9 protein-coding genes and 1 rRNA gene are annotated in these 12,541 nt (G+C 43.2%); 2 read left to right on the top strand and 8 right to left on the bottom strand.

Features of this window, described 5'->3' with window-relative positions; genetic code table 11:
- Nucleotides 1–6: 6 nt before the first annotated feature.
- The 4 genes from F9817_RS11715 to F9817_RS11700 all read right to left on the bottom strand — a co-directional run bounded on the left by F9817_RS11715 (nucleotide 7) and on the right by F9817_RS11700 (nucleotide 4,617).
- A 16S ribosomal RNA gene (locus F9817_RS11715) occupies nucleotides 7–1,538 on the bottom strand.
- Between the two features lie 429 nt (nucleotides 1,539–1,967).
- Nucleotides 1,968–2,495: a menaquinone-dependent protoporphyrinogen IX dehydrogenase gene (hemG, locus tag F9817_RS11710; RefSeq protein WP_161155724.1), complete on the bottom strand. Its 528-nt coding sequence runs from the start codon at nucleotides 2,493–2,495 to the stop codon at nucleotides 1,968–1,970.
- A 5-nt stretch (nucleotides 2,496–2,500) separates the two neighbouring features.
- Complete coding sequence (locus F9817_RS11705) at nucleotides 2,501–3,958, bottom strand: TrkH family potassium uptake protein (protein WP_161155716.1); 1,458 nt, start codon at nucleotides 3,956–3,958, stop codon at nucleotides 2,501–2,503.
- Nucleotides 3,959–3,993: 35 nt separating this feature from the next.
- The gene (locus F9817_RS11700) at nucleotides 3,994–4,617 is read right to left on the bottom strand and encodes a YigZ family protein (RefSeq protein WP_161155714.1); all 624 of its coding nucleotides are present in this window, start codon (nucleotides 4,615–4,617) and stop codon (nucleotides 3,994–3,996) included.
- Between the two features lie 187 nt (nucleotides 4,618–4,804).
- Between F9817_RS11700 and fadB the strand changes: the two genes are divergently transcribed.
- Both fadB and fadA read left to right on the top strand, forming a co-directional pair.
- Nucleotides 4,805–7,000, top strand: coding sequence for a fatty acid oxidation complex subunit alpha FadB (gene fadB, locus F9817_RS11695; protein ID WP_161155712.1), 2,196 nt, complete (start codon nucleotides 4,805–4,807; stop codon nucleotides 6,998–7,000).
- 12 nt (nucleotides 7,001–7,012) lie between these two features.
- Nucleotides 7,013–8,176, top strand: a complete 1,164-nt coding sequence (fadA, locus tag F9817_RS11690; RefSeq protein ID WP_161155722.1) for an acetyl-CoA C-acyltransferase FadA — start codon at nucleotides 7,013–7,015, stop codon at nucleotides 8,174–8,176.
- A gap of 59 nt (nucleotides 8,177–8,235) precedes the next feature.
- On the opposite strand, the gene glmU is transcribed toward fadA, so the two are convergent.
- From glmU to atpG, 4 genes are all read right to left on the bottom strand, one after another.
- Nucleotides 8,236–9,600, bottom strand: a complete 1,365-nt coding sequence (gene glmU / locus F9817_RS11685; RefSeq protein WP_161155710.1) for a bifunctional UDP-N-acetylglucosamine diphosphorylase/glucosamine-1-phosphate N-acetyltransferase GlmU — start codon at nucleotides 9,598–9,600, stop codon at nucleotides 8,236–8,238.
- Nucleotides 9,601–9,755: 155 nt separating this feature from the next.
- The gene (locus F9817_RS11680; protein WP_161155708.1) at nucleotides 9,756–10,178 is read right to left on the bottom strand and encodes a F0F1 ATP synthase subunit epsilon; all 423 of its coding nucleotides are present in this window, start codon (nucleotides 10,176–10,178) and stop codon (nucleotides 9,756–9,758) included.
- Between the two features lie 18 nt (nucleotides 10,179–10,196).
- Nucleotides 10,197–11,600: a F0F1 ATP synthase subunit beta gene (atpD, locus tag F9817_RS11675; protein WP_161155706.1), complete on the bottom strand. Its 1,404-nt coding sequence runs from the start codon at nucleotides 11,598–11,600 to the stop codon at nucleotides 10,197–10,199.
- 34 nt (nucleotides 11,601–11,634) lie between these two features.
- Entirely contained in the window at nucleotides 11,635–12,501 is an 867-nt protein-coding gene (gene atpG / locus F9817_RS11670) for a F0F1 ATP synthase subunit gamma (protein WP_161155704.1), read from the bottom strand.
- Nucleotides 12,502–12,541: the final 40 nt, after the last annotated feature.

The raw sequence follows: 12,541 nt of genomic DNA, 5'->3' as shown, positions 1-12,541 counted from the left end.
TATCGTTAAGGAGGTGATCCAGCGCCAGGTTCCCCTAGCGCTACCTTGTTACGACTTCACCCCAGTCATGAACCACAAAGTGGCAAGCGTCCCCCCGAAGGTTAAACTACCTGCTTCTTTTGCAGCCCACTCCCATGGTGTGACGGGCGGTGTGTACAAGGCCCGGGAACGTATTCACCGTAGCATTCTGATCTACGATTACTAGCGATTCCGACTTCATGGAGTCGAGTTGCAGACTCCAATCCGGACTACGACGCACTTTTTGGGATTCGCTCACTTTCGCAAGTTGGCCGCCCTCTGTATGCGCCATTGTAGCACGTGTGTAGCCCTACTCGTAAGGGCCATGATGACTTGACGTCGTCCCCACCTTCCTCCGGTTTATCACCGGCAGTCTCCCTGGAGTTCCCGACATGACTCGCTGGCAAACAAGGATAAGGGTTGCGCTCGTTGCGGGACTTAACCCAACATTTCACAACACGAGCTGACGACAGCCATGCAGCACCTGTCTCAGAGTTCCCGAAGGCACCAANGCATCTCTGNTAAGTTCTCTGGATGTCAAGAGTAGGTAAGGTTCTTCGCGTTGCATCGAATTAAACCACATGCTCCACCGCTTGTGCGGGCCCCCGTCAATTCATTTGAGTTTTAATCTTGCGACCGTACTCCCCAGGCGGTCTACTTAACGCGTTAGCTCCGAAAGCCACGGCTCAAGGCCACAACCTCCAAGTAGACATCGTTTACGGCGTGGACTACCAGGGTATCTAATCCTGTTTGCTCCCCACGCTTTCGCATCTGAGTGTCAGTATCTGTCCAGGGGGCCGCCTTCGCCACTGGTATTCCTTCAGATCTCTACGCATTTCACCGCTACACCTGAAATTCTACCCCCCTCTACAGTACTCTAGCCTGCCAGTTTCAAATGCTATTCCGAGGTTAAGCCCCGGGCTTTCACATCTGACTTAACAGACCACCTGCATGCGCTTTACGCCCAGTAATTCCGATTAACGCTCGCACCCTCCGTATTACCGCGGCTGCTGGCACGGAGTTAGCCGGTGCTTCTTCTGCAGCTAACGTCAAATGATCACCACCTTCCTCACTGCTGAAAGTNCTTTACAACCCNAAGGCCTTCNTCANNCACGCGGCATGGCTGNATCAGGCTTGCGCCCATTGTNCAANATTCCCCACTGCTGCCTCCCGTAGGAGTCTGGACCGTGTCTCAGTTCCAGTGTGGCTGATCATCCTCTCAGACCAGCTAGAGATCGTCGCCTTGGTGAGCTCTTACCTCACCAACTAGCTAATCTCACCTGGGCATATCCTGACGCGAGAGGCCCGAAGGTCCCCCTCTTTGAGCCGAAGCTATTATGCGGTATTAGCCATCGTTTCCAATGGTTATCCCCCACATCAGGGCAATTTCCCAGGCATTACTCACCCGTCCGCCGCTCGNAGACGCCCCCGAAGGTTTGTTTATGTCGCTGCCGCTCGACTTGCATGTGTTAGGCCTGCCGCCAGCGTTCAATCTGAGCCATGATCAAACTCTTCAATTAAAAGTTTTTTGTGGCTCAATGAATACTGAATAAATTGACTGTGCCAAGACCGAAGTCTTGATTGGTCACTCAGTTCATTGAAACCAATTGGAAACCGAAGTTTCTCATTTGATTATCATCAACGAGTGCCCACACAGATTGATAGGTTTAAATTGTTAAAGAGCTCGCTTTCAGATTTCATCTCAAAGCGGACGGACATTCTAGCGACTTAAGTTTCAGTGTCAACCACTTTTTTCAAAAGTTTTTTCATCAAATTTGATGAACTTAAATGCCCTACTGATAAACGAAGACTTTGTTGCATCCCCGTGTCAGTGAGGGCGCATTATAGGTAAGCGAAGAAAAATGGCAATAGTTTTTTTGCCATTTTTTCTATGTTTCTTACTGTTCGGATAAAAAAGAGACAAAAAGGGTCAAATTGGATGGTTTTGTTTACATTTCTTTAAATCTATTAGCAAATAATTTCACTTTATCCCAATTGGTATACTCTATTTCTTTCGTTGTATCCGTTTCCCCTTTAGTTAAAGTCATTATCAATCGAATCATCATCTTATCGAACCAACCATAACGCGGGTAATATAGGGCACCAGCAAAAACACCGATTAATTCTGGCTGCCAAGGGGATTTTTTCAAAAATGTTTTTATATAAATACTACCTTCAGGCGTATCTTTCCCTTCCGCCTCTTTTCTAGCAGTTAGATTCACACAAAAGAATGCCGAGTTAGCCTCTTCTAATTGCGATTGATAGCGCTCAATAAATTGGTAAAGCTTTTTGTTTAAGTGCCCATATCGGATCGAAGCACCGATCAGTACTTTGTCATAAATAGAAAAGTCTAATGTTTCTACTTTATGTAAGTCGATAATTTCATACTCATGTTCAGAAACCTGTTCAGCAATAGTATTAATGATCTTTTTTGTCTGGCCTTCTCGGCTTGAGTATAAATATAGTATTTTCAAAATAACCTCTAACTACGCCAAAACGTGGGGGTAAATAATATCAAGAGAGTAAATACTTCTAACCGTCCAAATAGCATACAAAGAATCAAAATCCATTTTGCAGTATCGTTCACATTCGCAAAATGAACCGACACCTCACCTAAACCAGGACCTAAGTTGTTCAATGTGGCTGCAACTGCAGAAAAAGCGCTTAATTCCTCCATGCCCGTTGCTATCAGAGCAAGCATACATATGACAAACACTAAGGTATATGTCGCAAAAAAACCCCATACCGCATCGACGACTCTTTGTGATAATGCCACTCCCCCTAGTTTAATCGGGTAAATAGCTCGTGGGTGCACTAATCGTTTCAGTTCCCTAGACCCTTGTAACGTAAGCAGCAGTATACGAATAACCTTCATACCACCACCGGTAGATCCTGCACATCCGCCAATAAAAGAAGAAAAAAGTAATAATACAGGTAAGAAAAGTGGCCAATCTGAAAAACCTGAAGTAGTAAATCCTGCGGTAGTTGAAATAGAAACTGTTTGAAACAGAGCCTGATTCAAAGCATCCAATAAAGACGAATAAGTATTGTGATTAAACAACACTAAAAAGCAAACTAGGAATAAAACGAGCTGTATGAAGAGAAAGGCGCGAAATTCTCTATCTTTCCAATAATAGCGGAGGTTAACGCCTCCAGTAGCGAACGCTGCATAGTGTAAGGTAAAGTTACAGGCAGATATCAATAAAAAAACAACTGTAATCATATTAATAGTGTGACTGTTGAAATACCCCATACTGGCATCATGTGTAGAAAACCCTCCAATGGCTATCGTAGAAAAACTGTGACAAATTGCATCAAAGAATGTCATTCCAGCTAACCAATAGGCCGCCGCGCAAGCGATCGTTAAACTTAAATAGATATACCAAAGAGCTTTAGCCGTTTCTGCTATCCGAGGAGTCACTTTAGTATCTTTAACTGGACCAGGAATCTCTGCTCGATACAGCTGCATTCCACCAATACCAAGAACTGGCAGTATTGCCACTGCTAATACAATGATCCCCATACCACCAAACCATTGAAGAAACTGACGATAAAATAAAATAGCTTTGGGTAAAGCATCGAGTCCAACGATAACAGTCGCGCCCGTGGTGGTTAACGCAGAAAAGGATTCAAAAAATGCGTTAGTAATAGAAATTCGTGGGTTGTCTGAAAGCCAAAATGGCATCGCTCCTGCACTACCAATAACAACCCAAAATAACACTACGATAAGGAATCCATCACGAGATTTAAGTTCATATTTATGACGGCGGTTAGGAAACCAAGCGAAGGTTCCCAACATAAACAAAATAAAGAAGGTAGATACAAACGGTACACCCGCACCATCTCGGTATATTAAAGCAACTAAAGCAGGTGCCAACATTGTGGCACTGAACAGGGCGAGAAGTAACCCGACAATACGGATAATAGAACGAAATTGCATTACTGGACGTTGACCAAGCTTAAGCTTGTTGCTTCCTATGTTTGTTCTGGGTGAGTGATGATAACTTTAGCCCCGCTTTTATTAATTAGCGTTTGGGTAAAAGATTCAACTTGCAAATATTCTAATTCAATAACAAAAGCTACTTTTTCACTATAGTCAGCTTCTACTTCAATTGCTTGAAACTGCACCATAATTGATTGAGTCAAAGGTACTAATGCGTAGTCTAGCTCTAGGAAAAGACGAGTGGTTATTTTTTTCTCAATAGTTTGAAGTAACTTAAGTGCTTGTTGTACTCCGCCACCATAGGCCTTAACTAAACCTCCTGTTCCCAACCGAATGCCACCATAGTAACGAGTGACTACCGCTGATAACTCCCCAACATTTGAACCTGTTAACTGTGCCAATATAGGCTTTCCAGCTGTTCCTGATGGCTCACCATCATCACTAAAACCCCATTTCATTGAATCTTGAGGTCGACCGGCGACAAACCCCCAGCAATTATGGCGAGCATCGTTATGCTTTGCTTTGATAGAGTCAACAAAGGCTTTAGCTTCTTCTATTGATGGGGTATGGGCTAAATAAGTGATAAAGACACTTTTTTTAATCTCTTCTTCAAATCGAACCGACTGCGCAGGAATCAAATATGGCTGAACGTTCATAGTATTCTTAAAACAAAAGGAAAGGAGACAGTTTATCACGTGAGCTAAGTGAGTGATAAAGCGTAAATGTTAAAAAAATGTTGAATTTAAAATTGCCAAACTCTTATTTGCCATACACACTAAGGTTACTGGTCGTACCAGGATTTTGTATTGTCGCTTCCATCGAAGCCAAATACGGAGAAAGATCATGCTCTACCAAACCAGCAACCTATACCTAAAAGCAAGAGATAACCATATTGTAGAACTGTGCTTTTCCTCTAAGAGCTCAGTCAATAAATTAGATTTACAAACTCTGCAACACCTCGATGAAGCACTAGATATTCTCCACCAGCATAAAACTGTAAAAGGGCTAATAATCACGACAGATAAAGATTCTTTTATAGTAGGTGCAGACATCACCCAATTTCTGAGCCTTTTTACTCAACCAGAAGAAGTTCTCAGCTATTGGTTAGTCTATGCTAACAGCGTATTTAATAAACTAGAGGACTTACCATTTCCTACCATTTCAGCGCTAACGGGACATGTACTAGGTGGAGGATGTGAGTGTGTACTCACTACTGACTTCAGAGTTGGAGATACAACCACTAATATTGGATTACCAGAAACAAAACTCGGCATCATTCCAGGTTTCGGAGGAACAGTAAGACTTCCTAGATTAATCGGACCAGATTCAGCAATGGAGGCGATTACGCAAGCAAGGACTTACTCTGCATATGAAGCATTAAAAATAGGTATTCTTGATGCAGTAACTACTCCAGAACACTTATTCACCTCAGCGTTAACCACGCTTAATGAAGCGATAAGTCATAAACTAGATTGGAAAAAAAAGAGGACGGTAAAGTTATCTCCTTTGGCATTGAATCACACCGAGCAATTACTCAGTTTCACTATTGCCAACAGTCTAGTTACCCAAAAAGCTGGCGCCCATTACTCTGCCCCAAAAACCGCAGTTAGTGTGATACAACAAGCAGCTCAATGCCATCGACCAAATGCATTAGAAATTGAACGTAATGCCTTTATCAAATTAACTCAAACACCCCAAGCTCATGCCTTAATTGGAATATTTCTAAACGATCAATCAGTTAAAACAAAAGCAAGAAGAATGTGCTCTGCTCAAATAACCGAGCCCAGTCATATCGGTGTGGTAGGAGCAGGGATAATGGGAGGCGGTATTGCCTATCAAGCAGCGAGTCACAACAACACTGTACAGCTTAAAGATATCAATCAAGAAGCACTCAATATAGGTCTAGCGCATTCAGCGAAGCTACTAAAGACTCAATGGAAACGAGGAAAAATAGATGAAAACCGCCAAGCTGATGTTCTTAATAAAATTACCGCAAGTTTGAGTTACGATACGTTCGATAATGTCGATACTGTGATAGAAGCTGTCGTCGAAAACGCTAACATTAAGAGTGCGGTACTAAAAGAAATCGAATCTCATGTTTCTACTGATACCATCATCACTTCAAATACCTCCACTATTCCAATTGAACAACTGGCTCTGTCGCTAAATCGTCCTGAACGTTTTTGCGGTATGCATTTTTTCAACCCTGTACATAAAATGCCTCTCGTTGAAATTATCCGAGGAAAACAAACTAATGAAGCAACAATAAACCAGATAGTTAGCCTGGCTTTACAATTAAACAAATCTCCAATTGTTGTTAATGACTGTCCTGGTTTTTTTGTTAATCGAGTCCTATTCCCTTATCTAATGGCATTTCGGTTACTTCTTAAAGATGGAATAGATTTTGTCTTAATAGATAAAGTGATGGAGCAAGAATTTGGCTGGCCGATGGGACCTGCTTGGTTACTGGATATTGTTGGTATCGATACAGCTTATCACGCCCAAACTGTCATGAATCAAGGTTATCCTGACCGATTCAAAGAAATAAAAGATGACGTAGTAGCACTATTATTTGAACGCCAATGGCTAGGGAACAAAACTCAACAGGGATTTTATTGTTACTCTACTGACAAGAAAGGGCACCCTATTAAACAGCCTAACCCTGAACTAATCGAATTATTATCCACCCAACCACATAACAAAGATCACAACGAACAAATGATCATCGATAGAATGATGATACCGATGATTAATGAGTCCATTCTTTGTTTAGAGCAAAATATTATATCCACAGCTGAAGAGATCGATATGGCACTCGTTTATGGCTTGGGATTTCCACCTTTTCGAGGAGGACCATGCCGTTACCTAGAAACGATCGGCATTGACAATTACTTAAGATCAACACAACCCTATCAACACTTAGGCCCTTTATACATACCACCTAACCATTTAATACAAATGAATAAAAGTGGGAAAACCTTCTATTCACATCATTATCAATCTCCTTTTCCTGAGCCATTAGAGAAGAAAGATCATTAGGAGGAAAACATGATGAACAGAATTGTGATCGTTGATTGTCTGAGAACCCCGATGGGACGCTCCAAAAATGGATCTTTTCGTAATGTTCGCGCAGAAGATCTTTCTGCACACCTAATGCATGGGATCTTAACAAAATATCCACAGCTTGATCCCACTCAGATCGAGGATATTTATTGGGGATGTGTACAACAAACGTTAGAGCAAGGCTTTAATATCGCAAGAAACGCCGCACTATTAGCAGGACTACCACATACTATTGCCGCTGTATCTGTGAACAGATTATGTGGTTCATCAATGCAAGCGCTTCATGATGCCACGAGAGCAATTATGGTGGGTGATGCCGAGATATGTTTAGCCGGTGGTGTAGAACATATGGGACATATTCCGATGACTCATGGCGTCGATTTACATCCTCAACTTAGCCACCATGTTGCTAAAGCATCTGCACTGATGGGTATAACGGCTGAAGTTCTGGCTAATCAATTTAGTATATCCAGAGAAGACCAAGATATATATGCGCTCAATTCACATCAAAAAGCAGCAAATGCTGCGGACAATGGTTTCTTTAATCACGAGATTCTCCCCATTCCCGGACATAATAACGACGGAGCGTTAGTCTCTGTACAAACGGATGAAGTTATTCGATCTGATGCATCTTTTGAACAATTACAATCATTACCTCCTGCATTTGATCCCAAAGGAAGCGTTACTGCGGGAAGCTCATCGGCATTATCAGATGGAGCATCAATTATGTTGCTCATGAGCGAAAATAAAGCAAAACAGCTAAAACTACCAATTAGAGCTTATATAAAATCAATGGCCGTCGCTGGATGTGAGCCTGCAACCATGGGGCTAGGCCCTGTACCAGCGACACATAAAGCCCTGAAACGCGCCCATTTAAATTTAAAGGATATTGATGTTATTGAACTCAACGAAGCATTTGCCGCACAGACCATCGCCTGTATTCAGTCTTTTAAGTTAACTCCTGAAGATGTCACCAACAAACTTAATATCAACGGAGGAGCTATTGCCCTTGGCCATCCTTTGGGATGTTCTGGAACTCGCATCTGCACAACACTCATCAATGCATTGGAACAAAAACAAAAACGCTACGGATTAGCCACAATGTGCATTGGTTTAGGACAAGGAATTGCAACGATATTTGAACGGCCTTAATTGTTATGTAACGATTAAAAAAGGTCGCATAGAGCGACCTTTTTTAATAATGAATGAAACTACTTTTTCTTAACGGGACGCTTCCAACCAGAGATACGGCGCTCTTTAGCGCGAGTGATGACTAACTCACCATCATTAGTAATATCTTTAGTTACTGTGGTGCCAGCTCCTATTGTAACGCCATCAGCGACACGGACAGGCGCCACGAGTTGGGTATCTGAACCAACAAACACATCATCGCCGATGATCGTTTTATGCTTGTTTGCACCATCATAATTACAAGTAATCACGCCTGCGCCTAAATTAACTCGTTGACCAATTTCAGCATCACCCACATAAGTTAAGTGGTTCGCTTTAGAGCCTTCACCAATACGCGCATTTTTTACTTCAACAAAATTACCAACATGGGCATCATTACTTAATTCAGCACCAGGACGAAGACGAGAGAAAGGACCGACAGTGCATTTTTCACCTACTGTGGCATTTTCAATCACACTGTATGGACGAACAAGGGTGTTGTCATCAATTTCGCAATCAGTTAACACACAGCCCGCACCGATAACCACATTATCACCAAGAGTCACTTTACCTTCGATGATCACATTCACATCGATCTCGATATCTTTACCGCATTGCAATTCACCACGAAGATCAAAGCGAGAAGGATCTCGTAGCATCACACCTTGAACCAGCAGTTTATTGGCTTGCTCTTGTTGATAAATACGCTCTAATTTTGCCAGTTGCACACGATCGTTCACCCCTTCGACCTCACTGTCTTGTACTGGGTGAATAGATTGAATTAAGCGACCTTCCTGATGAGCAGCAGCAATAATGTCGGTAAGGTAGTACTCGCCTTGCGCATTATCATTCGTTAAGCCAGATAACCAACGTTTCAAATCACGACCATCAGCAACCATAACACCGGTATTAATCTCTTTAATCGCCTTCTGCTCTTCTGTTGCATCTTTCTGTTCGACAATAGCAACAACAGAGTCATTTTCACGTACGATACGGCCATAACCCATCGGGTTATCCATCACAACAGTCAACAAACCAATACCACCAGCAGGTTGACCATCTAACATTCGCTCTAGCGTCTGTTCGGAAATAAGTGGCACATCACCGTAAAGAATCAATACTTTTTCGTCATCAGAAAAATGAGGCGCAGCTTGGTTAACCGCATGGCCAGTACCAAGTTGCTCAGCTTGTAATACCCAATTTACCGATTCATTAGCCAACGACTGCTGCATTAAATCGCCACCATGGCCGTACACCAAATGGATATTTTGTACGCCTAAGCCTGAACATGTATCAATGACATGTTTCACCATGGGTTTCCCCGCTAATGTATGCAGTACTTTTGGCAAAGCTGAATGCATTCGCGTGCCTTTACCGGCGGCAAGAATCACTGCGCTAAATTTCATGAAGTTCCCTACGATGTTGCAAAAAGAAAGATGCTGAACATTCTAGCGGTTTACGTACAGAGAGTTAATTTTTTGCCGTCAAATTTCATTAAAAAATAAATAAAAAAGGCGACCAAATGGTCGCCTTCTCTTTAAATAACGTCTCTAATTTATAATTAACGACGTTTTTTGGTGAGCTCAATTACTCGTAATTGAGCCATGGCTTTAGCCAGTTCACTGGCCGCTTGCGCGAAGTCCATGTCACCGTGTTGGTTCTGAATATGTTCTTCAGCACGTTGACGGGCTTCTTCTGCCTTAGCTGCATCAAGGTCTTCACCACGGATAGCTGTGTCAGCCAGTACAGTTGCTGTACCAGGCTGAACTTCAACAATACCACCAGAGATATAAATGATCTCTTCGTGGCCGTGTTGCTTAACAATGCGCACCATACCAGGCTTGATAGCGGTCAGCAGCGGTGTGTGACCATGGAAGATACCAAGTTCACCTTCGCTACCGGTCACCTGAAATGTTTCAACTTGCCCAGAAAACAATTTTTTTTCTGCACTAACAACATCTAGGTGAAAGGTTATTGCTGCCATAACGCCTCCTAATTAGCCTTACATTTTTTTCGCGTTTTCTACAGCATCGTCAATAGAGCCGCAGTACATGAAGGCTTGCTCAGGAATATCATCGTAGTCACCATCTAGCAGACCTTTGAAACCACGTAGGGTTTCTTTTAGCGATACGTAAATACCAGGGTCGCCAGTGAATACTTCAGCTACGTGATATGGCTGAGTAAGGAAACGTTCAATCTTACGAGCACGAGCTACCACTTGCTTATCTTGCTCAGACAATTCGTCCATACCAAGAATAGCAATGATATCTTTTAGCTCTTTGTAACGTTGCAGTGTTTGTTGAACGCCACGAGCGATGTCGTAGTGCTCTTGACCAACTACTAGTGGATCCAACTGACGAGAAGTTGAATCTAGTGGGTCGATCGCTGGGTATAGGCCCATAGATGCAATGTTACGGTTCAGTACTACTGTCGCGTCTAAGTGAGCGAAAGTCGTTGCTGGTGATGGGTCAGTCAAGTCATCTGCTGGTACGTATACCGCCTGTACAGACGTGATAGAACCAGATTTAGTTGACGTGATACGTTCTTGAAGAACACCCATTTCTTCAGCAAGTGTAGGTTGGTAACCTACTGCTGAAGGCATACGACCTAGCAGTGCTGAAACTTCAGTCCCCGCAAGGGTATAACGGTAGATGTTATCGATGAATAGCAGTACATCACGACCTTCGTCACGGAAACGCTCAGCCATAGTAAGACCAGTCAACGCAACACGCAGACGGTTACCCGGTGGCTCGTTCATCTGACCGTAAACCATCGCAACCTTAGATTCTTCTGGGTTTTCTAGGTTTACAACACCTGCTTCCTGCATTTCGTAGTAGAAGTCGTTACCCTCACGAGTACGCTCACCTACACCTGCAAATACAGATAGACCAGAGTGTTTCAGTGCGATGTTGTTGATAAGTTCCATCATGTTAACGGTCTTACCTACACCTGCACCACCAAACAGACCAATTTTACCACCCTTAGCGAATGGACAAATTAAGTCGATAACTTTAACACCCGTTTCTAGAAGTGCTGTCGCATTTGACTGCTCTTCGTAGCTAGGTGCTGCACGGTGGATAGAGTACTGTTGTTCAGCACCGATTTCACCGCGTTCATCAATCGCGTCACCAAGAACGTTCATGATACGACCAAGGGTCTTAGTACCTACTGGCACTGAAATTGGAGCGCCAGTATTTTCAACTGTCATTCCACGACGTAAACCATCTGAGCTACCCATTACGATTGCGCGACATACGCCACCGCCAAGTTGCTGTTGCACTTCAAGAACCAAACGTCCTGTTGCTTCAACAACGTTAAGAGCATCGTAAACACTAGGTACTTCGCTCTGTGGGAACTCCACGTCGACTACTGCGCCGATGATCTGTACGATCTTACCTGTAGCCATCGTTAATCCTCTAAACTGTTTGTTTTACCTAAGCTTAAACCGCAGCTGCACCACTTACGATTTCAGAAAGTTCTTGTGTAATCGCCGCTTGACGAGCTTTGTTGTACACAAGTTCTAATTCATCAATCAAGTTAGATGCGTTATCTGTTGCAGCTTTCATCGCAATCATTCGCGCCGCTTGCTCACAAGCAAGGTTCTCAACTACGCCCTGATAAACCTGTGACTCTACGTAACGTAGAAGTAAGGCATCAAGTAGCGGTTGAGGCTCTGGTTCGTAGATATAATCCCACGAGTGATCACGCTGCATTTCTTCGCTGTCTGATTTAGGCAAAGGCAGCAATTGATCGATCGTTGGTTGTTGCACCATTGTGTTTACAAATTCGTTGAACACAACGTACAGGCGATCTAATTCACCGTTATCATATTTCTTCAGCATCACACCGACAGAGCCGATTAGGTCTTCAAGACTTGGTGAATCACCAAGGCCCGATACCTGTGCAGCTACTTTTGCACCGGAGTGAGCAAAGAAGGATGTTGCTTTAGAGCCGATAATAGCTAGCTCAACATCCACACCTTTGGTTTGCCAAGATTTCATATCCATCAGGGCTTTTTTGAACAAGTTAACGTTCAAACCACCACACAAACCACGGTCTGTAGAAACAATGATATAACCAACACGTTTCGCTTCGCGTTCTTCTAAGTACGGATGACGGTACTCGAGATTCGCGTTTGCGACATGACCGATCACTTTACGCATCGTTTGCGCGTATGGTCGGGAAGCCTGCATCGCTTCTTGCGAACGACGCATTTTAGAAGCGGCTACCATTTCCATCGCTTTAGTAATTTTCTGAGTGCTTTTTACACTACCGATTTTACTACGTATCTCTTTTGCGCCGGCCATCGTTACTCTCCATTAGTTGGTGGCATTACTGCCACCGACT

Source organism: Vibrio eleionomae (genome assembly GCF_009874545.1).
GTDB classification, from domain to species: Bacteria; Pseudomonadota; Gammaproteobacteria; order Enterobacterales; family Vibrionaceae; genus Vibrio; species Vibrio nitrifigilis.
The sequence above is the reverse complement of the archived record's forward strand: the minus strand, read 5'-3'. Positions and strand labels throughout refer to the sequence as shown.